Annotated in this window: 20 protein-coding genes; 9 read left to right on the plus strand and 11 right to left on the minus strand. The window is 65.9% G+C overall.

Annotation, left to right across the window (positions count from 1 at the left end; genetic code table 11):
* On the plus strand, positions 1-1,189 hold a 1,189-nt coding region (locus tag G3N93_RS04110), incomplete at its 5' end, for an OmpW family protein (RefSeq protein ID WP_206132321.1).
* Between the two features lie 89 nt (positions 1,190-1,278).
* Entirely contained in the window at positions 1,279-2,229 is a 951-nt protein-coding gene (ppk2, locus tag G3N93_RS04115) for a polyphosphate kinase 2 (RefSeq protein WP_174935667.1), read from the plus strand.
* 164 nt (positions 2,230-2,393) lie between these two features.
* Here the strand turns inward: ppk2 and G3N93_RS04120 are convergent, their stop codons facing one another.
* From G3N93_RS04120 to G3N93_RS04135, 4 genes are all read right to left on the minus strand, one after another.
* Positions 2,394-2,981 (minus strand): YigZ family protein, encoded by a 588-nt coding sequence (locus G3N93_RS04120; protein ID WP_206132322.1) that lies wholly within the window; start codon positions 2,979-2,981, stop codon positions 2,394-2,396.
* A 412-nt stretch (positions 2,982-3,393) separates the two neighbouring features.
* A complete protein-coding gene (locus G3N93_RS04125) occupies positions 3,394-5,589 on the minus strand; it encodes an FUSC family protein (protein ID WP_206132323.1) in 2,196 nt (731 codons plus the stop codon).
* A 313-nt stretch (positions 5,590-5,902) separates the two neighbouring features.
* Complete coding sequence (locus G3N93_RS04130) at positions 5,903-6,586, minus strand: type 1 glutamine amidotransferase domain-containing protein (protein ID WP_174935661.1); 684 nt, start codon at positions 6,584-6,586, stop codon at positions 5,903-5,905.
* A gap of 43 nt (positions 6,587-6,629) precedes the next feature.
* Entirely contained in the window at positions 6,630-7,670 is a 1,041-nt protein-coding gene (locus G3N93_RS04135; protein WP_206132340.1) for an NADP-dependent oxidoreductase, read from the minus strand.
* 568 nt (positions 7,671-8,238) lie between these two features.
* Here G3N93_RS04135 and G3N93_RS04140 point away from each other — a divergent pair.
* Positions 8,239-9,024 carry an SDR family oxidoreductase gene (locus G3N93_RS04140; protein WP_206132324.1) on the plus strand — a complete coding sequence of 262 codons (786 nt, stop codon included), beginning with the start codon at positions 8,239-8,241 and terminating at the stop codon, positions 9,022-9,024.
* An 81-nt stretch (positions 9,025-9,105) separates the two neighbouring features.
* Here G3N93_RS04140 and G3N93_RS04145 read toward each other — a convergent pair whose 3' ends face one another.
* On the minus strand, positions 9,106-10,050 hold the full coding sequence (locus G3N93_RS04145; protein ID WP_206132325.1) for an AEC family transporter: 945 nt from the start codon (positions 10,048-10,050) through the stop codon (positions 9,106-9,108).
* Between the two features lie 410 nt (positions 10,051-10,460).
* Here G3N93_RS04145 and G3N93_RS04150 point away from each other — a divergent pair, with 410 nt between their 5' ends.
* The 3 genes from G3N93_RS04150 to G3N93_RS04160 all read left to right on the plus strand — a co-directional run bounded on the left by G3N93_RS04150 (position 10,461) and on the right by G3N93_RS04160 (position 12,331).
* Complete coding sequence (locus tag G3N93_RS04150) at positions 10,461-10,844, plus strand: antibiotic biosynthesis monooxygenase (RefSeq protein WP_374196405.1); 384 nt, start codon at positions 10,461-10,463, stop codon at positions 10,842-10,844.
* A gap of 98 nt (positions 10,845-10,942) precedes the next feature.
* Positions 10,943-11,959 carry an NADP-dependent oxidoreductase gene (locus tag G3N93_RS04155; RefSeq protein ID WP_206132326.1) on the plus strand — a complete coding sequence of 339 codons (1,017 nt, stop codon included), beginning with the start codon at positions 10,943-10,945 and terminating at the stop codon, positions 11,957-11,959.
* Between the two features lie 60 nt (positions 11,960-12,019).
* Positions 12,020-12,331 carry a DUF3331 domain-containing protein gene (locus G3N93_RS04160; protein ID WP_206132327.1) on the plus strand — a complete coding sequence of 104 codons (312 nt, stop codon included), beginning with the start codon at positions 12,020-12,022 and terminating at the stop codon, positions 12,329-12,331.
* A 36-nt stretch (positions 12,332-12,367) separates the two neighbouring features.
* On the opposite strand, the gene G3N93_RS04165 is transcribed toward G3N93_RS04160, so the two are convergent.
* The 4 genes from G3N93_RS04165 to G3N93_RS04180 form a co-directional block, all read right to left on the minus strand.
* On the minus strand, positions 12,368-13,228 hold the full coding sequence (locus G3N93_RS04165; protein ID WP_206132328.1) for a fumarylacetoacetate hydrolase family protein: 861 nt from the start codon (positions 13,226-13,228) through the stop codon (positions 12,368-12,370).
* Positions 13,229-13,342: 114 nt separating this feature from the next.
* Entirely contained in the window at positions 13,343-14,686 is a 1,344-nt protein-coding gene (locus G3N93_RS04170) for a cytochrome c (RefSeq protein WP_241026390.1), read from the minus strand.
* A gap of 35 nt (positions 14,687-14,721) precedes the next feature.
* Positions 14,722-16,506, minus strand: coding sequence for a GMC family oxidoreductase (locus G3N93_RS04175; protein WP_374196406.1), 1,785 nt, complete (start codon positions 16,504-16,506; stop codon positions 14,722-14,724).
* Between the two features lies 1 nt (position 16,507).
* Positions 16,508-17,263 carry a gluconate 2-dehydrogenase subunit 3 family protein gene (locus G3N93_RS04180; RefSeq protein WP_174942456.1) on the minus strand — a complete coding sequence of 252 codons (756 nt, stop codon included), beginning with the start codon at positions 17,261-17,263 and terminating at the stop codon, positions 16,508-16,510.
* 668 nt (positions 17,264-17,931) lie between these two features.
* On the opposite strand from G3N93_RS04180, the gene G3N93_RS04185 reads away from it, so the two are divergent.
* Positions 17,932-18,921 carry an enoyl-CoA hydratase/isomerase family protein gene (locus G3N93_RS04185; RefSeq protein WP_241026392.1) on the plus strand — a complete coding sequence of 330 codons (990 nt, stop codon included), beginning with the start codon at positions 17,932-17,934 and terminating at the stop codon, positions 18,919-18,921.
* Between the two features lie 238 nt (positions 18,922-19,159).
* Here G3N93_RS04185 and G3N93_RS04190 read toward each other — a convergent pair whose 3' ends face one another.
* Both G3N93_RS04190 and G3N93_RS04195 read right to left on the minus strand, forming a co-directional pair.
* Positions 19,160-19,810, minus strand: a complete 651-nt coding sequence (locus G3N93_RS04190; protein ID WP_206132330.1) for a DUF2625 domain-containing protein — start codon at positions 19,808-19,810, stop codon at positions 19,160-19,162.
* 30 nt (positions 19,811-19,840) lie between these two features.
* The gene (locus tag G3N93_RS04195; RefSeq protein WP_206132331.1) at positions 19,841-20,698 is read right to left on the minus strand and encodes a LysR family transcriptional regulator; all 858 of its coding nucleotides are present in this window, start codon (positions 20,696-20,698) and stop codon (positions 19,841-19,843) included.
* A gap of 127 nt (positions 20,699-20,825) precedes the next feature.
* On the opposite strand from G3N93_RS04195, the gene G3N93_RS04200 reads away from it, so the two are divergent.
* Entirely contained in the window at positions 20,826-21,404 is a 579-nt protein-coding gene (locus G3N93_RS04200) for a DUF4865 family protein (RefSeq protein ID WP_206132332.1), read from the plus strand.
* Complete coding sequence (locus G3N93_RS04205; protein ID WP_174942325.1) at positions 21,404-21,574, plus strand: hypothetical protein; 171 nt, start codon at positions 21,404-21,406, stop codon at positions 21,572-21,574. Before G3N93_RS04200 ends, G3N93_RS04205 begins: the two co-directional genes overlap by 1 nt.
* The last annotated feature ends 38 nt before the right edge of the window (positions 21,575-21,612 follow it).

Genomic DNA, 21,612 nt, shown 5'->3' on the forward strand with positions numbered 1-21,612 from the left:
GAGCGCGTGGGCGACCGATGCGGGGCCGGCCCGCCGCGGGCGTGACGATTCGGGCGATGTGCCGCAACCCGATACCGTGCCGTTCACGGCGCGCAAGATCACGCTCGGCCAGCGAACCGGCGGGGCGGGGCGCGCCTGCACGGCAGCGCATGACGATGGCGCGGACGGCATCGGTTTCGACGACAACGGCGCAACTGGCGGCTGCGATCCGGCCGCGCCACGCGATGCAACGGCGGATGACGCCCCGGCCGGTGGCGTGGTCCACGCCGACCGGATGCCGTACGAACTGCATCCGATCGACCCGTCGCGGCTGCCCGACCTGCCGGCCGCCGAGGCGCCGCCATTGCTGACGCAGCTGATGGGCGACGACCGCAACATGGTCGGCCTCGGCTGGCACTTCATCGGCACGACCGGCCGATCGACGCCCGTGACGACGCACACGGACGCCCTCGGGCTGAACAGCTTCCAGAACCAGGGTTCGAGCCTGTCGCTCAGCAATACGAACACGCTGGCTTTCACGTTCACCCACTTTTTCTCGGAGAACTGGGCGGCGGAAGTCGGTGGAGGCATTCCACCGGTGCTGACGCTGCGCGGGCACGGCAGCATCGCGCTGCCGCTCGACCGGATTTTTTCCGGCGTCCAGGGCCGCTTTCCGCTGATCGATCTCGCGAACACGCAAAGCAACCCGCTCGCGACCACGCGCGCATGGCTCGGCTCTGTCGTATTCAAGTATTACCTCGGCGAGCGCGACGATCGTTTCCGACCGTTCGCGGGCGTCGGCATCAGCTATACGCGCTTCACGAACACGAACCTGAATCCCGTGTTCCAGCGCAAGCTCGCGTCGCTCGGCGGGCTGCTCGCGGCGGGTGCGGACATCGGCAGCCTGCAGTCGCTGCTGCTCGACCCGTCGCTGTTCCAGCGCATCTGGGATGCCGGCGGCGACCTGCTGCTGTCGGGCAAGACCAACGTGTCGGCCAAGGTGAAGAGTGTGTGGGAGCCGGTGTTCACCGTCGGCGCGAGCTACCAGATCACGCGCCGGTTCTGGATCACCGGCATGGTGACCTATATCCCGTTACGTACGAAGATTACGCTGGACATCGACCAGCCGAACCGGCAGCTCGCGTCGAACACGTTCGATATTTCCGCGAACCCCGTGCTGGCCAGCGTACTGCTCGCATTCCGCTTCTGACCGGCGCGCCGGCCCTTTTTTCATGAATTTGACGCGCGACACTGGGATAATGTCGGAGTTTGGCTGCGTCAATGATGGAAGGAGGCCCCATGGGCGACAACGATACCCGCACCGAGACCGACGATCGCACCGATATGGAATCGATGGAGGCGCGCCAGCGCCGCTTCGAGGAAGATCTGGTCGACGCCTACGACGAAGAGCTCGAGATGGAGCTCGACGATCGCCGCTTCGACGACAGTGACGACCTGCTGTTTTCGCAGGAGCGCCGCGAGGCGCGCAAGGAGTATTTCCGCGAGCTGTTCCGGCTGCAGGGCGAGCTCGTGAAGCTGCAGGACTGGGTCGTGAGCACGGGGCACCGGCTCGTCGTCATTTTCGAGGGGCGCGATGCGGCCGGCAAGGGCGGTGCGATCAAGCGCATCACGCAGCGGCTGAACCCGCGCGTATGCCGGGTTGCCGCGCTGCCGGCGCCGAGCAACCGCGAGCGCACGCAATGGTATTTCCAGCGCTATGTCGCGCATCTGCCGGCTGGCGGCGAGATCGTGCTGTTCGACCGCAGCTGGTACAACCGCGCGGGCGTCGAGCGCGTGATGAACTTCTGTACCGACGAGGAATACGAGGAGTTTTTCCGTTCGGTGCCCGAGTTCGAGAAGATGCTGGTGCGCAGCGGGATCCAGATCGTCAAGTACTGGTTCTCGATCACCGATCACGAGCAGGAAGTGCGGTTCCAGAGCCGGATCGAGGATCCGCTCAAGCAGTGGAAGCTGAGCCCGATGGATCTCGAGAGCCGCCGCCGCTGGGAAGCCTATACGGCCGCGAAGGAAGAGATGCTGCTGCGTACGCACATCGAGGAAGCGCCGTGGTGGGTCGTGCAGGCCGTCGACAAGAAGCGCGCGCGGCTGAACTGTATTCACCACCTGCTCCAGCAGGTGCCGTATCACGAGGTGCCGCACGCACCGATCGACCTGCCGCCGCGCGAGCATCACGAGGACTACATCCGCCGGCCGGTGCCGGACAACATGATCGTGCCGGACACTTACTGAGCGGCCAGCGCGGATTCGATGCGATGAAGGGGCGCGCCGCGCAAGGCGGCGCGCGTGACTCCCGGATCAGGGATGCGGTGCGGTCGCGCCCGACGATCCAGGCGGGTGCGCGGCCGCGCCCGTTTGCAGGCACCGGGCGCGACGGGGCGGGCGGTTGCCGCGCGTCACAGATCGGGAAAGCCTGATCGCCCTTGCGTCAGGTCGAACAACTCGGTCCGCGCATTCGCGTCGGCGGTCTCGGGCAGCTTGATCACGAGCTTGACCGTCATCCCGTACGCGCTGTCCACCAGTTCATAACCCGCCTGTTCGATCCAGCGGCGCACGCGCGCCTCCTCCGGATAGCCGATCTCGATTGCGAGCCGCGTGTAGCGGATGCGCTCGATGCGCTCGGCATCGAGCAGCGCCGACGCGATTGCATCGGTGTATGCGCGCACCAAGCCGCCCGCGCCGAGCTTCACGCCACCGTAGTAACGCACGACCGCACCCAGCACGCCGTCGAGATCGTGATGGCGCAGCACTTCCAGGATCGGCCGGCCCGCCGTGCCCGACGGCTCTCCGTCATCCGACATGCCCGATTGGCCGCCCGCCAGCAACGCCCAGCACACATGCGTGGCCGTCGGGTGTTCTTCGCGCAGGCGCTGCAGCGCCTGCATCGCGGCGTCGCGGTCGTCGACGGGAATCGCGTACCCGATGAAGCGGCTCTTGCGGATCTCGAGTTCGCGGATGTAGGTGGTGGCGAGCGAGTACATCATGCGTCGCGACGGGGAAAGTGTAAGGAAATCAAGATGATGGTGGCGTGTCGGTACTTTGGGTGCTGGCCCGGGCAGGCATGGGGCGGCTGCATGGGCGGGATGAAGACAGAATTTTACCGTGGTGCGCGTCGATGCATTTCGATGCGACCTGAACGACGCGCAGACGATCTGCCAGGACGCGAAAGCGCCTGGGTTGGGATTGAGGGTTACCTCAGTTGGTGTGCGCGCACGGTGGTGAAAGGTTGAAGGCGGACCCGACCGCAGAATTCGCGGTCGGGTCCAGCCATGCCCGTCATCGCTGTATCGACGGGCAACGAGGTGGCTTCAGGTGTGCGATCAGGAGCAGCGCGGAACGGGCGGTCGAGCATTGACCTGAACCAAGCGCCATGCCCGACGCGCGCCGGCCAACGAGTCAGCGTGCGCGGCCGGGTGCCGACGCGTCGTCATTGGGGGCGGGTAGCGGCGAGTCGGGTGCCGCGAGCGCGCTGTGAAGGACATGCAGACTACCGAGCGCGGTTTGAAGGTGGGGCGCCGCCGGGCGAACCGCATCGGTGGTTCGCATCGTCCTTTGCAAGGTGGCGATGGCAATCCGTACCGCATGCGTGGCGGCGGTGCTGGCCTTCGGCGTCGGCGACTCGAACAGCATTCGAATCGCGCGGCACGCGGACGTGCAGTCGTCGAGCCATGCCGGCGCGGCCCGTGCTGTGTCGCCGGCCATCGCGCCGCGCAGGTCCACGACGGCCGAGCCGATCTCGATGACGGACAGAAACCATTCGACGGACTCGCCGTTTGCTGCCGGGTCGTCACGCGATATCGACCGAACCTGATACATGAGGTCGCGCGTGCGGCTTTCGAAGCGTGCGCGCAGCGTCGCGGCCGACTCGGTGCATGCGAACACGACCTGTCGGCGCAGGTCGGCCAGCAGGTGCTTGCGCAACCCGCGCATCGTCGGCGGCAGGAACAACTCGAACGCGACCGACGCCATCAGCATGGACAGGACCAGCGCGATCGCGTCGTTCATGAAGGACGTCGGATCATAGGCGACGACATTGTCGGGGCCTGTCAGGAAGCAGAAGTAGATGCAGTATCCGATGCCGTAGCCGGCCAGCGACGGGCGTGTCGTCATCCAGCATCCCAATGCGAGCGGCGCGGCGAGTACCACGCACAGCAGCGGGAAGCCGTCGATGACCGGGTAGACGACGAACATGACGATCAGCCCGATGACGGCCGCGAACGCCGTGCCGATCGCCATCTGGAACGCGGTGCGAGACGGGCGTGCCGAGGAGGCGACCAGTGCGCAGATGGCGCCGCCGTTCAGCACGAGCAGGGCGCCCGACGGCCACGCGGTCGCGATCCAGAACGTGCTCAGCACGAGCGTCAGCAGCATCGCGCGGATGCCGGCGACTGCCGCGATGAGCGGATTGGTGCGCGGTTCGTATGGCGGGGCCCACTGCTCGCGCTCGTGCGCGGCGACGTTCAGCGACAGATAAGTGCTCGTGTAGGCGATATAGCTGTCCAGGAACCGGTCGAGCAGGTCGACCGCCGTGTCGAAGTCGAGTGCGGTCGCGCTGCTGCCGAGCCGGTTGCGCGCCCGCTGCGCGCGGCCGGGCAGCGCTGCGCGACCGCGTTCCAGGGTGGCGGCCAGCGACGCGGCGAATGCGTCGACATCGTCGGTGTGCGCCGCATCCTGCCGTTCGTGTCGGAGCGGTGTCGCGATACCTGCCATCAGTGCGTCGATCTCCACCAGCACGACGTCGGCTCGCGCGGCACGCAGCCGGGCGATCAACTGACTCAAGGCGTGCAGGCGCGTCGACGTCGTCATGCGCTCCGCATTGAGACGCGTCAGGCGGCCGTTTCGCAAGCGTGTGTCGGGGCCTTCGAAAACCGCGGCGCTGCGAGCGGCTTCCGAGCTCACGGTTTCGTCGACGATGCGCACGCTCAGCGCTTCGAGAAACGCCCGGTCGATCCGGCCGGACAGAATCGCCAGCACGTCGTCCGCGAACGCGGTGAAGCGCGCCCGGTTCATGCGGCTGATCTGTTCGCTGACATGCTGGGGAAAGACGAGTGCGCTGACCGCGCCCGAACTCAGGATGCCGATCGTCACCTCCGTCACGCGCGTCATCGCCGAAATAAAGGCTGCGTCGGGATGCTGCCATGCAGGGATGCCGATGAGCGCGGCCGTGTAGCCGGCGAGCACGAAGCCATAGGTCCGGAAGTTGCGGTTTCGCGCGGCGCCTGCCGTGCAAATGCCGATCCAGAGCGCGGTTGCGCCGAGGAAGAGTTCCGGCGTTTGCCCGAACAGGCTGATCAGTACCAGCATCGCGAGCAGGCCCACGATCGTGCCGCAGATCCGGTACAGGCTTTTGGCGAGCACCATGCCGCTTTGCGGCTGCATCAGCACGAAGACCGTGGTCATCGCCGTGCGTGGCATCGGGAGTTCGAGCTTCATCGCCACGCCGAGCGCCAGAAGCGCGGCGAGGAGGGTCTTGAAGATGTACAGCCAGGTGACGCCGCTCGTGCCGGCCCAGTCGCGGGCGGCATTGGCGACGGCGACACTTGTTTTGGTATCCGAAATATATGACGTGAATCGGGAAGGCAACAGAGACATGATGGTGGTGGCGCGTAATGCGGGCGGGCGACGACAGGACGACCGTGATTGTATTTTCCGGCGGCGCGCTCGAGTGTTGCGCGTGGTGTTAAACGCTTTTACCGGATCAGGATCGACGTCGTCGCGTGACGGCCGGGCCCGGCCTGTTCAAGGAGATGGCAGGACTCGAAGGGCGCGCCGTGCGCCCGCATCGCGATCGTGACCGCGGGCGGCTGGACGACCGATCTTCCACACGTTTCGTGCTTGCGCGAGACTTGCACGAGACCAGCGGCGAACCACGCATGCGCCGCTGGGTGGGAGATCGCATCGTGCGTCAGGCGCGCGCGAGCATGTTCAACAGCGCCTGGGCGGCCGGTTCGGAGGACGCCGGATTCTGGCCGGTGATCAACAGGCCGTCGACGACCACATACGGTTGCCAGTCATCGGTTTTCGAATAGCGGCCACCCTTCGCCTTGAGTTCGTCCTCGACGAGGAACGGCACGACGTTCGTCAAACCGACCGCATCCTCTTCCGAATTCGAGAAGCCGGTGACGGTCTTGCCGGCGACGAGCGGCTTGCCGTCCGGCCCCTTCGCATGGCGCAGCACGCCCGGTGCGTGGCAGACGGCTGCGACGGGCTTGCCCAGTGCAATGGCCTGCTCGATCAGCGAGATCGACCGTGCATCTTCCGCGAGATCCCAGAGCGGACCGTGGCCGCCCGGATAGAAAACCGCGTCGAACGCGTCGACGGCAACGTCGGACAGCTTCTGCGTGGCCGCGAGCGCGGCCCGCGCGTCACGATCCGCTTCGAAGCGGCGCGTGGCGTCGGTCTGGAACGCGGGGTCCGCGCTTTTCGGATCGAGCGGCGGCTGGCCGCCGGCCGGCGATGCAAGCGTGATGTCGGCGCCTGCGTCTTTCAGCGTGAAATAGGGGGCAGCGAATTCCTCGAGCCAGAAGCCGGTTTTCTCGCCGGTCGAACCGAGGGTGTCGTGGGAGGTCAGGACGAACAGAAGTTTCATGATGTCTATGGATGAAGATGAATGATGGATGCGCGAATCCGCTTCACGCAGCGGCTTCGGCGACGCGCACGACCACCTTGCCGAAGTTCTTTCCCGCGAGCAGGCCGATGAGTGCGTCCGGGGCGTTTTCGAGGCCGTCGGTGACGTCCTCGCGTGGGATGATCTTGCCGGCCTTGATCCATCCGCCCATTTCGACCAGGAACGCCTGATAGCCGGTCGCATAGTGATCGAGGATGATGAAGCCCTCCATGCGGATCCGTTTCTTCAGCAGCGTGTCGGTCAGGAGCGGAAGCCGGTCGGGGCCGGGCGCCGGTTCGCTATCGTTGTATTGCGAGATCAGGCCGCAGAGCGGCACGCGCGCGCCGACGTTGAGGAGCGGCAGCACGGCGTCGAAAATCGCACCGCCGACGTTCTCGAAGTAGACGTCGATGCCGTCGGGGCAGGCTTGCGCGAGCTGTCGTGCAAGATCGGGCGCGCGCCGATCGATGCACACGTCGAAGCTGAGCGTCTCGGTGACATACCGGCATTTCTCCGCGTCTCCCGCAATGCCGACGACGCGGCAGCCCTTCAGTTTCGCGATCTGGCCGACGACGGCACCGACCGCACCGCTCGCGGCTGCGATGACGACGGTTTCGCCCGGCTTCGGTTGCCCGATGTGCAGCAGGCCCGTGTAGGCGGTGAAGCCCGGCATGCCAAGCACGCCGAGCGCATGGGACGGGTGGTCGAGATCCGAGCCGAGCGGCATGAGATCCGCGCCGTCGGAGCGCGCGTAGTCCTGCCAGCCGCTGTCGCCAAGCACCAGCTCGCCAACCGCAAATGCGGCATGCTTCGAGGCGATGACGCGGCTGACGGTGCCGCCGACCATCGCGTCGCCGAGCGCAACGGGCGGCGCGTAGGACGGCGCGTCGCTCATGCGCCACCGCATGTAGGGATCAAGCGACAGGTACAGCGTCTGCAGCAGGACTTCGCCTTCGGCGGGCGTCGGCACTGCCGTGGTTTCAAGCCGGAAGTTGTGTGCTGCCGGCGCGCCGACGGGGCGGCTGGCCAGGACGACCCGGCGATTGACGGAAGGGGACTGCGACATGAGTGACCTCGGTATGACGGTTTCGCCGCCCGGACAGGGCCGGTTGGCGGCGGTTTTTGCATGACGGTCGCGATGCGCGGGACAACGTGCCGGTGCACGTCCCACGATTAAGTAGACCAGTCGTCTAGTGCCTGGGCGCTTGCGGACAACGTCGCAGGGCTTGACCTGCGAAGGTGCGCCGGGGGCGCCAGGCATCGCATGAATGCGAAGGCCGACCACGAGGTCGAACCGTGAGGCGGATCATACGATCGAGTAGACCAGTCGTCTAGTAAGCGTGCGGCGCGATTCCGCACTTCGCGATCGGTTCCGTCTGCGGTTGACCGGGGCCGCACGGTCATGGCGAGACGGGCCTCCGTTCGCTGTAAGGGCCGTGTCATAAGGCGCTCGCCGGGATCGGGCGTTGCGGTGAATGACGCCATGCGAGCGCTGCCGAAACGCGTCGGCGATACGGTCCGCCTCCCCATTCGGGGGGGCGTGTCGGCTGCGTGAAACGCCGTAAGGTAGTCGACAAGGAGCCGTCCGAATCGATCCGGCCGGCGCAGTCATCATGTACGGAGCGGGAGGGAGCATGACCAAGACGGTGCTGATAACCGGTGCGGGGTCCGGATTCGGGCGAGGGGTCGCGTTCGCGCTTGCCGAACGCGGACATCGCGTGATCGCGGGTGGCCAGATCTGGCCGCAGGTCTGGGCGCTGCGGCAGGAGGCCAAGGCGCGCGGGGTAGACCTGCAGGTCATCAAGTTCGATGTGACGAACGAGATCGATCGTGCGCATGCATTGACCCACGACGTCGATGTCCTGCTGAACAACGCGGCCATCATGGAATCCGGCCCGCTCGTGGAGATGCCGATATCCGTGTTTCGTTCGGTGTTCGAAACGAATGTCTTCGCGGCGCTCGAAGTCGCGCAAGGATTCGCGCGCAGGATGGTCGTGCGCGGGCATGGCCGGATCGTCTGGATGTCGTCGGTCGCGGGGCTCGTCAAGGTGCCGTTCGACGGCGCCTACGCCGCGTCGAAACATGCGGTCGAAGGCATCTGCTCCGCGATGGAGGAGGAACTGAAGCCTTACGGAGTCGAAGTCGTGACGATCAACCCCGGCGCCTATCGCACCGGCTTCAACGATACCGGCATGGAAAGCATGGATCAGTGGTGGGACCAGGGCGAGCGCGTGGTCGCTCACTGGCCGACGCGTGAACTGAATCGGCAACACGATCCCGCGGAAATGATCGACGCCATCGTCACGGTGATCGAGGCGGAGGCGCCGCCGTATCGTACGGTCAAGCCCGCGTCCGCCGAGCAGCTCGTGCGCGATGAACAGGCAGCCGTATGGCAGCGGACGGCAGGCGGCAAGCCGTGAAACGCGCGAACGACAGCAACACCTGGCCGGATTGCCCGACACGCATGGACGTGCGTCGCCGGCGGCCCAGATGCGGCGCCGCTAGACGAAGCGGAGCAGCGAGATCGTGATCGTCAGGGTCACCGCTGACAGGAGGCTCGACGCGACCAGCGTCGCGCCCGCGGTCGGATCGTCGACGTCGTAGCCGAGCCCGAACAGGATGCCGAACGAACCGCACGGTATCGCCGCCAGCAGCACGAGCTGACCGGCCATCGGCGCCGGCACGGAGAAGAGGCGGACGCAGAACCACGCGAGCAGCGGCTGCACGATGTGGCCGAGCAACAGCTCGACGCCTACCTCGAGGTTCAGTCGGATCGGCAGCGCGGCCAGGATGAGGCCGGTGGAAAACAACGCGAGACCAGCCGTCGTTGCGCCGATGATGGCCAGCGATTGGGCGATCAGCGTCGGCAGGTGCCATCCGAGCACCGAGCAGGCCATGCCGCCGAGCGGTGCCAGGACCACCGGCTTCAGGAAGGTGTTGAGCAGCGCGCCGGCGAGAGGGGGCGCATTCGGCCGTCCGGGGCGTTCGGTGCCGCGAGCGCGTTCGAGCAGGATCAGGCACGCCGGCGACATCACGACCGACGCGATGGTGATCGCGAACGCGACCGTCAATGTGCTCGATTCGCCGTACACGGCGACGAGAAGCGGCAGGCCGATGGCCGCAAAGTTCGGCATGCCAACCGTGACCGCGCGCACGGCGGCACGACCCGGATCGACATGGAAGACATGTTTCGACAGCACGAGCGACGCGAAATACGGGACGAGCATGAAGATCACGATGACGGCGACGGGAACCAGATGGCTCACGAGTTCCGCACGCACCATCTTCGCCGTATAGACGAACAGCGCGAACGGCAGCGCGTAGTCGACCAGCATCTTGTTGATCGACCCGATCGGCATGTTTCCGGCATTGGTTTTTCCGGCGAAATAGCCCATTGCGATCGAAAAGAAAAACGGCACCAGGGCGGACGATAGTTGTGCAGTCATGGCAGTTCCAGAGCGGGGCGCGGGCGACACCGACGCGCCGAAACCAGCCGGCCCGCGAGTCGCAGCGTTGCCGCCAACATGAACGCCTTGCGGTCTTTTTTCACCCCCCCGTAGAGGGGGTAGAGCGGTCGGCTCGACAACGCTATCGTTGGCTCATCTTGACGACCGGCCGCAGCGATGCAGGCGGCGGGTCGCATCGAGCGGGGCCGTTGGGTGGTTCGATCCCGGAGCGAGGCCACGCGGCATGAAGCTGCGCGATCGTCCCGCGCCTGCCGTCACCTGCCGATGCGATCCCGCCTGGACAAAATGGCCAGGACTTCATGCCGAAGCGAGCATGCAGTCGTCGACGATCATCTCGCTTGACCGGACGCGTTCGTCTTTCCACGCGAGTCGGCAGCAGGGCAGCGCGCATGCGCGTGCCGCCCACCCGGAATGTCCGGCCCGGGACCGATGCCGGCATCGTGTCAATTGCACTGCGCGACTTTTCGCGTCGCGCGGAGAAACCCGCCATGATTTTTGAAATTGCCCAGATCGACATCCAGGAAAACGGCGAGCCGGGGTTTGAACGTGCGGTCGCCGAGGCGAAGCCGCTCATCGAACGCGCCCCCGGTTGCCATGGCTTGCGTCTGTATCGCGGTATCGAGCATCCGTCGCGCTATCGCCTGATGGTGCAATGGGAAAGCGTCGAGCTGCACGACGCGTTTCGCCGGACAGCCGATTTTCAGCGTTGGCGCGAACTGGCCGGCCCGTTCTTCGTGAGCCCGCCGTCGGTCGAGCACGTGCGCGAAGTCTGACGAAGCCTGCGTGCGAGGCCCGGTGCAATGCCGCATCCGTGCGGCGTTGCCCGGCCAGCATCGCCGGCCCCCCGGTTTTTTGCAAGGAGCGAGAGGCTGTGAGGTTCTCCACGATCAGCACGCAGATTCAACTGGCGAGGCGGCCGAACGGTCAGCCCGTTGCGGACGATTTCCTGACGGTCGGGGTGCCGCTGCCGGTGTTGTCGGACGGCGAGGTGCGCGTACGCAACGAATACATTTCGGTCGATCCGTATATGCGCGGTCGAATGGACGACCGGCCGTCGTATGTCGAGCCGTTCAGGCTGCATGAAACGATGACCGGCGCCGCCGTCGGCCGCGTGACCGACAGCGCGTCGAGCGCATTCGTACCCGGCGATCTCGTGGTGCACCGTTACGGCTGGCGCGATATCGCCCAGGGCGCGGCGGAGGAGTTCACCCGCGTCACGGACTTGCCGCACCTGTCGAGCAGCGTGCATCTCGGCGTCATGGGCGCAACCGGCATGACGGCGTATGTCGGATTGCTCGTGGTGGCAGGCATGCGCGAGGATGAAGTCGTATTCGTCTCCGCGGCGGCGGGCGCGGTCGGCTCGCTCGTCGGCCAGATCGCGCGACTCAAGGGGGCCGCGCATGTGATCGGCTCGGCCGGGAGCGACGAGAAGGTTGCCGCCATTCGCGAACGCTACGGATACGATGCGGCGTTCAACTACCGGCGCGCACCGGTGCTCGAGCAACTGGAGGCCGTGGCCCCCGCGGGCATCGACGTCTATTTCGACAACGTGGGCGGCGATCATCTCGAGGCTGCGTTGTCGACCTTCAATTACGGCGGACGTGCGGCGATCTGCGGTGCGATTTCGCAGTACGACCGCGTCGGCGTATCGCCGGGGCCGCGGTTCATGGAAAACATCGTCTATCGCAGCCTGACGTTGACGGGCTTCCTGCTGCACGACTATCGGCAGTATCGCGATGCGTTCGTCGACGAGATGACGGAGTGGCTGAGGGGCGGACAGATCGTGCATGACGAAACGATCGTCGACGGTATCGCGCGCGCGCCGGCGGCCTTTATCGGGCTGATGAACGGGACCAACACCGGCAAGATGCTGGTCAGGATCACGTGACCGATTGAACACGCGCGGTCGACCGGGCCAGGGTTCGACCGCGCCGCTTGCGAGTGGGACATGCCTGATGCGACTGTACGACCGGACGACGGGCTGCGCGTGGGTTCCGCCCGCGAGTTCGCGGGTGCCCAGGTGACGGTGCTGGAATGCGACGGAAGCGTGCTGGTGGTGCGTTGGGTCGAGCCCGGCGTCCGGCATTTCGGCGAGCAGCGCTGGCGGCGCGCCACCGCATCCCGCCGCGGCACCTGTGTGCTGTCGCATTTGCCCATCGCCCCCGGTGACACCGTGTTTCGTCCGGCGGAGCGGCCTAGACCGACCAATGCCGGCGCGATGATCCTCGCAAGCGATGCGCTGGGTATGCAGCCTGCCTGAATGCGTGCCGGCGTGAGCAGCGCCGGCACGACCGCATCACGATTGCGCGACGGTGTTCCGGAGTACGCCGATCCCTTCGATCTCGACCTCGCACACGTCGCCGGCGCGCATCCAGAGCTGGGGATTGCGCGCCATGCCGATGCCCGACGGCGTGCCGGTCGCGATCACGTCGCCGGGCTCGAGCGTCATGACTTCGCTGATGGTGGCGATCAGCGTGGCGATGTCGAAGATCATGTCGTTCGTATTGGCTTCCTGGACGACGACACCGTTGAGCCGGGTCCGCAGCGTGAGACCGGCCGCGCCCGCCGGCAGTTCGTCGACGGTCACCAGCTCGGGGCCCAGTGCGCCCGTTTCGTCGAAATTCTTGCCGACCGTCCATTGCGGCGTCTTGAACTGGTAGTCCCGCAGGGTCGCGTCGTTGAAGACCGTATAGCCGGCCACATGGCTCAACGCATCGCTTCGCCCGATGCGTCGGCCGCCGCGGCCGATGATCACCGCCAGCTCGCCTTCGTAATCGAGCTGCTCCGATTCCGTCGGCATGCGGATTGCGGCGCCGTGCGCGGTCAGGCTGCTGCGAAAGCGCGCGAACAGCGTCGGATAGGACGGGACCTCGTATCCCGCCTCTTGCGAGTGCTCGGCATAGTTGAGCCCGACGCAGATGATCTTCGCCGGCCGTGTCACGGGCGGGAGCAGCGTGCAGTCGGCCAGATCGAGCGGCCGGCCGGTCAGCAGGATGCGCTGGCTCGCTTGCGCCAGCGCGGAAGGACCGGCGGAGACGAGGGTGTCGAGATCGCCGGGATAGTCGGGATCGCTACGCGTCAGGGCGAGATAGCGGCCGTCGCCGGCCCGGATGGCGAGGCCGGTGGCGCCGTCGCGTACGAAGCTGATGAATCGCATGATGGTTTTCCGATAATCAAGTCAAACAAGCCGGAAGGCGTGCGGCCGTGCCGCGCAGCCTTTCGATCGCGTGCGGGAGGGTGAGTCCCGCGTGATGCGGTCAGGCGCCCGATGTCATTTGCCGGTCGGGCCGGGTGCGCCGTCGTCGGTCACTTCGTTCGTGACCGCAGCGCGGATCCGTTTCAATTGCGCCGGATCGACCTGCTGCCGGACTTTCGCGACGTCGGCGGCGCTCACCGGGCTGCCACGATTGCCCCAGCTGCTGCGTACGAACGTCGCGAGTTCGGCGACCTGCGGGTCCGACAGCCGCCAGCCGAAGGCGGGCATGGCCAGCGGCGCCGGATCGGAGCGGGTCGACGGCATCCGCGAGCCGGTCAGGATCACGTGAATGACCGACGACGGATCGTCGGACGTGACCACCGCATTGCCGGCCAGCGCGGGAAACGCCTTCATCGCACCGCTGCCGTCCGAGCGGTGGCACGCATTGCAGTTGTCGAGGTACAGCAAGGCGCCGCCTGTCGGCGTGACGCCCGAGCGCAGCGCCGTGGTCGCATCCGGCTTGACGGGTGGTGCCGCCGGTGTCGGTGGTGCACGGTCGGGGTGGAGGCTGCCGAGGTAGTCGGCAACCGCGTGCAGGTCGGCGTCGCTGAAATACTGCGTGCTGTTCTCCACGACTTCGGACATGCCGCCGAACGTGGCGCTGCCGTGCGATCGTCCGGTTCGCAGCAGCTGGACGATGCTGTCCCGCGAGCGCTCGCCGGTGCCGTGCCCGGCGCGCAGGTCGGGCGCATGCCAGCCCGCGAGCGTGTAGCCGCTCAGGTACAGGTCCGTTCCGCGCGCGTCGAATGCCTTCTCCTCGCCCATCACGCCGTGCGGCGTATGGCATGCGCCGCAGTGCGCGAGCCCTTGAACAAGATAGGCGCCGCGATTCCACGCCGCGCCTTGCGCCGGATCTGCGCGATAGGCGCCAGCGGGGCGAAACAGCAGATTCCATCCGGTGAGCATGACACGCAGGTTGAACGGAAAGTGGAGCCGCGTCTGCGGATTCGGCTGGTCGATCGGGCGGACGCCGTGCATGAAGTACGCATAGAGCGCACGGGTATCGGTGTCGCTGACCTTCGAGAAGGACGGGTACGGCATCGCAGGGTAGAGCAGGTGCCCGTCCTTCGCGACGCCTTTGCGCAGCGCGTCCGCGAAGTCGTCGTAGCTGTAGCTGCCGATCCCGTGCCGGAGGTCGGGCGTGATGTTGGTCGAATAGATCGTGCCGAACGGCGTTTCCATCGGCAGCCCGCCGGCGAATGGCTGATCGCGGCGCGATGTATGACATGCGACACAATCGCCGACGCGCGCCAGATAGGCGCCACGCGCGATCTGGGCGGCCTCCTGCGCGTTCGCCGCGGCCGGTTGCAACCACGTGGCTAGCGTGGCGAAGGTCAATAGCAGACCGAATGAAGTCATGGCCGGTTTCGTGCGTTGCTTATCCATTGCAATTCCTATGTCGGCAGCAGTGGACCGGGATGCTTCAGGTACTGCTCGCGGATCGCGCGCGCCGCGAAATACGCTTGCGCGCCGACCATGCCTGTCGGGTTGTACGCCCAGTTCTGCGGAAACGCGCATGCGCCCGTCACGAATACGTTGTGCACGTCCCACGATTGCAGGTACTTGTTGACGACGCTCGTGTCCGGACGATCGCCGCAGACCGCACCGCCGGTCGTATGCGTGGTCTGGTACGGCCGCATGTCGAAGTGATCGCCGATCTTCCCGGCATGGACCGACATCGATTTCGGCTTCATCGCACGCGCGACTTGCTCGGCCTTGTCGGTGACGAAGCGCGTCATGCGCATCTCGTTGTCGTGCCAGTCGAAGGTCATGCGCAGCAGCGGGAGGCCGTATGCGTCGCGATAGGTCGGATCGAGATCCAGGTAGTTCGTGCGGTATGACATGACCGAGCCCGCCGTACCGATGGAAAACGAATGCAGATAGTTGTCCTTGAGCGCCTTCTTCCAGGCGGCCCCCCATTTGGGGGTGCCTTCCGGCAGCAGGGTCTGGCCGATCGGGCGGCCGCCGGTGACCATCGCGCTGATGTAGGCGCCGCCGACGAACCCCGCCGCGGAATGATCGAAGTGATCCGCGTTGAAGTCGTCGAATGCCTGCCCCCCCGAGCCGGCGCCGATGAACGGATCGATGTGGACATCCTTGTCGAAGAACAGCGAGACCGCGCTGTTCTTCTGATAGGCGAAGTTCCTGCCGACGGTTCCCGTTCCTGTCGCCGGATCGTACGGCGTTCCGATCCCGGACAGCAGCAGCAGGCGCACGTTGTGCATCTGGAATGCGCAAAGCAAGACGATGCGCGCCGGCTGAAATACTTCCCGGCCCTGCGCATCGAGATAGGTCACGCCGGTGGCGCGCTTGCCGGACGAATCGAGCTGTACACGCGTCACATGGGATCGGTCGCGCAACTCGAAATTGGGTTTGGCCAGCAACGCGGGCAGGATGCAGGCTTGCGGCGATGCCTTCGCATACATGTAGCAGCCGAAGCCTTCGCAATAGCCGCAGAAGTTGCACGGGCCGAGCTGCATCCCGTACGGATTCTGATAGGCGATCGACGCGTTGGACGCGGGAATCGGAAACGGATGGAAACCCACTTCGCTTGCGGCGTGCCTGAACAGCGTCGCCGGATAGTTGTCGGCGAGCGGCGGGCACGGATAGTCGCGCCGGCGCAAGGCCTCGAAGGGATTGCCGCCGTCGACGATCCGGCCGTGCAGGTTGCCTGCCTTGCCCGACGTGCCCATCACGGCCTCGATACGCTCGAAGTACGGTTCGAGTTCGTCCAGTGAGTAGGGCCAGTCCTGGATCGTCATGTCGCCGGGGATGAACCCGGCGCCATAGCGCTGCACGTAGTGCGAGCGGATCTTGAGGTCGGCGGCATTGGCGCGCCAGGTCGTGCCGTTCCAGTGCACGCCCGAGCCGCCCACCCCGGTACCCAGCAGGAACGCGCCGAGCTGCCGGTAGGGCAATGCGTCTTCGTTCGGCGCATGCCGGATCGTGACCGTCTCGCGCGCAAGATTCTGCATCAGCTTGCGCCGCTGAATGTAAGCGAGCTCGTCGGCGATGGCCGGATACGCGAACTCGGGGCTCGTATCGCGGTTTTCCCCGCGCTCGAGGCCGACGACGGTCAGGCCGGCCTCGGCCAGCTCCATCCCCATGATCGCCCCTGTCCATCCCATCCCGACGACGACAGCGTCCACTTCCGGTTTCGTGACTTGCGGCATATGCATTTCAACCCTGTTGACCTTCGATGCTGACGGGCCCGTACGGGTAGCGCTTGCCGGTCCCGACCCAGTCGAGGAAGTCCGCCCTGGCTCCCGGAAAGCCGATCATCTTCCAACTGCCCATCGACTTGTTGCCGCCGTGTATCGGATCCGACAGATAGCCTTCGCGGGTGTTCTCCAGCAGAAACGCGAAGAAATCCGTCGACGAGATCGCGTCGAACGCCATCGCGCCGGACTCCAGGCGTGCGAGCACGTCGGTCCGTTCCGCGATGGCGAGATCGGCAAAGCGCTTGCCGGCGAAGTCGCGCATGCATCGTTCGTTCGTCGCCTGGATGCCGGCTCGGTACACCTCGCGCGGCGTCAGCCTCGACTGATAGCCGAACAACGGCGAGGCGGCGCGAAACGGTCCCTGCATATACCAGTGCGCCGCGTAGCCGTAACCGGATTCCAGTTGCCTGTCGATGAAGACGGGTACGTTCAGGTCCAGCGCGCCGGGCCCTTCGTCGTCGTGCGGGATCAGGCGATCCACTGCCGCGAGCACGAAGTGCCATTCGTCGGGCGTGAAGAACACCGGGCGATAGGTGTCGAGCCGGACGCCGCCGTCGGCGCTTTGCGTCGCCGTCGGTGCCGGCGATGCGTCGTCACCTGGATGGCACGCACCCATCGCAACGGCGGCGGGAACGATGGCGACGCGTTTGAGGAATATGCGCCTGGTGGACTCCGGCGCGGGCGGCTTGTCGTCGTGTGACTGGGCTTTGCTCATGGACGGTTTTTCAGGCCATTTCGAGGTGTCGTTACATGCGCCGGGCACTGTCGCTACAGGCCGCTGACGATGCAGCGAGCGCGCGTCGGATTGCATTTCAATCGGCATGCGTCGTGCGGATGCTCCCGGATGGAAGCGCGCGTCATGCCATGCGTCGAAGGGTGATGGAAGCAAACAGTACCGACAGCCCCGTGCAATGGCAGCCCCCTGTTTGGGGAGGACGGGCCGGATCGACGATGGACGACGCAGGCAGCGACGTGGCCCGCGCTCCGTCCGAGGCGCCGTATCGGTGAAATGGTCGGGCTGACCCGGATGCGCGACAGGGCGCCCGAGTTACTGCAGGGGCGATCGGGCAGCACATTGTCTGGCGGGCGTGATGCGCGTTGCTGAAGCATGTGTGCACGACGAGGTCCGCATGGCAGCGCAACGTAGATCCGCATGCCCCCCACTTGGGGAGGAATCTTGCATATGTCGCGACGGTACGAGGATCATTGCGTTGGCGAAGTGCGCGTCTTAACGCAGACGAATTCGCTTCAACGATGCAGGAATTTTTTGCGCGGTTACTGCTATCCGAGGTGCCCGGGAGAAGCCGCGGCGCCGTTGGATGGCAACCGCATCACTCGACTCCGCAGCGAATTGCGCGCCGAGCGTGGCTTTGCGGACGCGCGATGAAACCAACCAGGGAGTTTTCCATGTCGACCTTCTCAAGACGTTCGTTCGTCCAGTCAATCGGTGCCGCGACACTCGCGCCCGGCGTGTTGCTCGCATCGGCGGAGGGTGGAGCTGCACCTGCAAAGTCCACGCCAACGCAGGGAGGTGGCGCGAACTATGCCGATTACAAGCATATCCAGGTCACCCAGGACAGCGGTGTCGCCACGGTGACGTTGAACTACCCGCCGCTCAACCTGCTCGACGAGGTACTGTCGGAGGAGTTCGACTCGCTGACCCGACAACTTGAACAGGATACGAACGTACGAGTCGTCGTGCTGCAGAGCGCCGTGCCGAAGTTCTTCATTGCGCATTCGGGCCTGCATCGTGTCGGCTCCGCGCCGAAAACGACCTCGAATACCCGGACCTTCCGCCTGACACAGATGCTCGGCGAGCGTTTGCGCAACATGCCCAAGGCCGTGATTGCCAAGGTCGAAGGCATCGCGCGCGGCGGCGGCTGCGAGATCGCGCTGGCCGCCGACATGTGTTTCGCCGCGATCGGCGAAGCGGTGTTCGGCCAGCCGGAGGTCGTCTGCGGACTTGTCCCGGGCGGCGGCAACACGCAGCGCCTGCCGAGGCGGATGGGGCGCGCCCGCGCGCTCGAGGTGCTGCTGGCCGGAGAGGACTTCTCCGCGGAACTGGCCGACCACTACGGCTACATCAATCGCGCGCTGCCGGCCAGGGAGCTGGGGCCATTCGTGGACAAGCTCGCACGCCGCATCGCGACCTTTCCGCCCACCACGATCGCCCACCTGAAACGGTCCGTGGACATGGGATCCGACGTTTCCTTCTCCGAAGGCCTGTTGGTGGAAGCCCATGAGGCCGATCTCTGCGTAGCCAATGAAGCGATCCAGGCGCGTGTGAAAGCGATACTCGCGGCCGGCGCCGAGACCTACGAAGGTGAGCTCCGCTTTCCCGACCTCTCCGCGAACCTGCCGCCTGCCGATTGAGCGGTGTTCTTGCTTCCGGAAGCGGGGCAGAACCGAACCCGGGCGATGTACCGCATCGACGGGAGGGGGGCGGTATTGGCGAATGTGCGGTCGCACGCGGTGGCGAGCAAGCGATACCTGCCGATGCGCGGCGAGCAAGTCGGGCGCGCCTCGCGCCGACAGGTTGTCGTCTGCACCACCGGAAAGCGTGGCCGCCTCCGAATGAGTCGGGGGCGGCCATTCGAACGTTTCAGGCCGGTCACGATTGCCGTGACGCGACGGACCCGGGGTCGGCATGAAGCGCGTAGAGCTCGGACACGCTTACCGCCTTGCGGCTGCTGTGTTCCACCGATCCTTCTTTCGTCCACAGAAACGGATAGAAGCTGAAGCATTGATCCGTCGTCAGATGCTCGACATCCGCTTGCCAGCCGGGCCAGCGCAAGCTTGCATAGAAGTCATCCAGCTTTTCGCTGAGCGACCACCGCACGAAGTCGCTGTATCCGATATCAAGCGGCTCCCATCTCAGTGTGTCGGGAGCAAAGTAGTACACCGAACCGGTGTCGTCCCCAAATGCGCCTCCGTTCAATGCGAAGAATCCGCCGACGGTATCGTCCGCAATCAATAGAAAGCCGGACGATCGCCCATCATTCCAGCCAACGATGTCTCTAGGCAGCCTGGAATGGCCCGAGCCGAGCAGACGGAGGTAGCCTCCGTCCACCAGGATGCCGCCGGTCGAATAGGCGATTGCTCCCAGGGTCGATCGGGTGGATACCTGAAGCGCTGAAAGCACTTCGCCACTTCGATCGGATGGCGGCAGTATTTCGCAACGTTGGCCGGCTGCGGCAGCCCACTCGACTAAAGTCGGGAGCGCCGACTCGCGTTCGTTGATCAGTTCGTCCAGCGGACGCATTCTTTTTCTCCGGGTTGTTCAAGCGCGACCTCACCGCACGCCGACCGACGACCGCAGCGCCGCACCCAGCGTGCGCAGTGCTTGCCGGGCCCGCGCATCGGTCAGGTTCGAGTAGAGCACCACGTCGCGCATCGGCAAGGGCGGAAGCCCGTATCGCGCGCCCACGTCGACCGTCCCGACGGGCGCCACGCGATGCCCGAGCGCGGCGACGGCCAGCCCCGCAGACACCGCCGCGCCGATGGTCGCCACGCCGCCGCCGACGAATACCTCCGTCCACGCGACACCGGCTGCGTCCAGCGCGCCGATCGCCATGCGACGCACGCTGCACGGCTCGGCCTGCGTCGCGAGCCGCAGCGGTTGCGGCGGATGGTACTCGAAATCGGTTGCGGCCATCCAGCCGAACGACTCAGACAGGAGGGTTTCGCCGTCGAGCCGTCGGCTGTCGTGTTGTAGCGCGACGGCGGCGTCGAGCTGGCCCCGGTCGAACGCATCGAGCACGTCGCGTGACGCAGCGACCCGGATCTCCAGCACGAGCCCCGGCTCCGCTTCGCTCATGCGCCGACGCAGCAGCGGCAGATCGGCGCCGACGACGTGATGGCCCACGCCGATCACCAGCCGCCGCTGCCCGGCGCCGAACGCGCCGACCGCACCCTGGTGAGCGGCCACGAGCTCGCGCGCGGGTTCCAGGAACGCGGTGCCGTCGGCCGACAGGCGAACCTGCCGCGGCGTGCGTTCCAGCAGGCGGCGGCCGAGGCCGTCTTCAAGCCGCTTGATCTTCAGGCTCACCGCGGACTGCGTCGTGTCCATCGCCTCTGCGGCCCGGGTGAAGCTCTTGAGGTCGGCGGTCAGCACGAATGCCTGCACGGCTTCGATGTCGAGTGTTTTCATCGCGCATCCATCCATTTCGGAAATGAATCATTGAAATATTCTGCCATCGTCTTTTCAAATGATTCAAGGTCTTCTACGCTGTTTCCAAGCCGTTCGGAATCTCCCTTTTCAATCCCAGGAGTCGATCATGCTGACCGCGTACTACGTGCACCGCCTGCCGGCGGACTACGACCTCGACATCATCCGCAATCGCGTGCGCGAGCGCGGCAGGCTCTGGGACGACACGCCGGATCTGGTGTTCAAGGGGTTCCTGCTGCGCGAGGCGGGCCGCTACGGTGCGACGGAAAACGGCTATGCATCGCTTTATCTGTGGCGCAATGAACAGGCGTTCGCCGGGTTCGTCACGGACGGCCGCTACAGGGTCGTGACGGACAGCTTCGGGCGCGCGCCGATCGACGTGCAGGTCGCGCTCGATGCGCGCAAGGGCAGTGCGTCGACGGGGCGCTTCGTGCGGCTGGAAGCCATCGACATTCCGGCGGATGCCGACCTCGACGCGACGCTGGCACAGGAGGTCGCGCGCAATCGAGACGTGGCGGCGCGGCCGGGTACGGTCGCGGCCGCCGTCAGCCTCGATCCGCTGCGCTGGAGGCTGACGCGAGTACGCGTATCGGAGCACGAGCCGGACGACGGCGGCGCGGGCACGGTGTATCAGGTCCTGCATCTGGCCCGACCGTTGCTCGATACGCTCGAAGGGAGCGGGGTGTGATGGCCGGCGTCGCATTCCGATCGCGGGCCGGGCTGGCGGATGGGGCGAGCGGCCCGGCATCCGCGCGATTGCCGGCCAGCCTGGTGGTCGCCGCGCATCTGGCCGGGATGGCGGCGGGAATCGCCGCGATAGCCGCGCTCGCGACGTTGCTGGCGCTGTTGTTCCGGTAACGGATGCAGCGGATAGGTGAATACGGAGGAGCCGCGCA

The organism is Burkholderia sp. Se-20378 (genome assembly GCF_017104665.1).
GTDB lineage: Bacteria > Pseudomonadota > Gammaproteobacteria > Burkholderiales > Burkholderiaceae > Burkholderia > Burkholderia lata.

What these genes read in the sequence shown, in the direction of transcription:
- ppk2 (WP_174935667.1), top strand. Translation starts at nt 1,279, where the DNA reads ATGGGCGACAACGATACCCGCACCGAGACCGACGATCGCACCGATATG.
- G3N93_RS04120 (WP_206132322.1), bottom strand. Translation starts at nt 2,981, where the DNA reads ATGATGTACTCGCTCGCCACCACCTACATCCGCGAACTCGAGATCCGC.
- G3N93_RS04125 (WP_206132323.1), bottom strand. Translation starts at nt 5,589, where the DNA reads ATGTCTCTGTTGCCTTCCCGATTCACGTCATATATTTCGGATACCAAA.
- G3N93_RS04130 (WP_174935661.1), bottom strand. Translation starts at nt 6,586, where the DNA reads ATGAAACTTCTGTTCGTCCTGACCTCCCACGACACCCTCGGTTCGACC.
- G3N93_RS04135 (WP_206132340.1), bottom strand. Translation starts at nt 7,670, where the DNA reads ATGTCGCAGTCCCCTTCCGTCAATCGCCGGGTCGTCCTGGCCAGCCGC.
- G3N93_RS04140 (WP_206132324.1), top strand. Translation starts at nt 8,239, where the DNA reads ATGACCAAGACGGTGCTGATAACCGGTGCGGGGTCCGGATTCGGGCGA.
- G3N93_RS04145 (WP_206132325.1), bottom strand. Translation starts at nt 10,050, where the DNA reads ATGACTGCACAACTATCGTCCGCCCTGGTGCCGTTTTTCTTTTCGATC.
- G3N93_RS04150 (WP_374196405.1), top strand. Translation starts at nt 10,461, where the DNA reads ATGCGCGTGCCGCCCACCCGGAATGTCCGGCCCGGGACCGATGCCGGC.
- G3N93_RS04160 (WP_206132327.1), top strand. Translation starts at nt 12,020, where the DNA reads ATGCCTGATGCGACTGTACGACCGGACGACGGGCTGCGCGTGGGTTCC.
- G3N93_RS04165 (WP_206132328.1), bottom strand. Translation starts at nt 13,228, where the DNA reads ATGCGATTCATCAGCTTCGTACGCGACGGCGCCACCGGCCTCGCCATC.
- G3N93_RS04170 (WP_241026390.1), bottom strand. Translation starts at nt 14,686, where the DNA reads ATGACTTCATTCGGTCTGCTATTGACCTTCGCCACGCTAGCCACGTGG.
- G3N93_RS04175 (WP_374196406.1), bottom strand. Translation starts at nt 16,506, where the DNA reads ATGCATATGCCGCAAGTCACGAAACCGGAAGTGGACGCTGTCGTCGTC.
- G3N93_RS04180 (WP_174942456.1), bottom strand. Translation starts at nt 17,263, where the DNA reads ATGAGCAAAGCCCAGTCACACGACGACAAGCCGCCCGCGCCGGAGTCC.
- G3N93_RS04185 (WP_241026392.1), top strand. Translation starts at nt 17,932, where the DNA reads ATGAAACCAACCAGGGAGTTTTCCATGTCGACCTTCTCAAGACGTTCG.
- G3N93_RS04190 (WP_206132330.1), bottom strand. Translation starts at nt 19,810, where the DNA reads ATGCGTCCGCTGGACGAACTGATCAACGAACGCGAGTCGGCGCTCCCG.
- G3N93_RS04195 (WP_206132331.1), bottom strand. Translation starts at nt 20,698, where the DNA reads ATGAAAACACTCGACATCGAAGCCGTGCAGGCATTCGTGCTGACCGCC.
- G3N93_RS04200 (WP_206132332.1), top strand. Translation starts at nt 20,826, where the DNA reads ATGCTGACCGCGTACTACGTGCACCGCCTGCCGGCGGACTACGACCTC.
- G3N93_RS04205 (WP_174942325.1), top strand. Translation starts at nt 21,404, where the DNA reads ATGGCCGGCGTCGCATTCCGATCGCGGGCCGGGCTGGCGGATGGGGCG.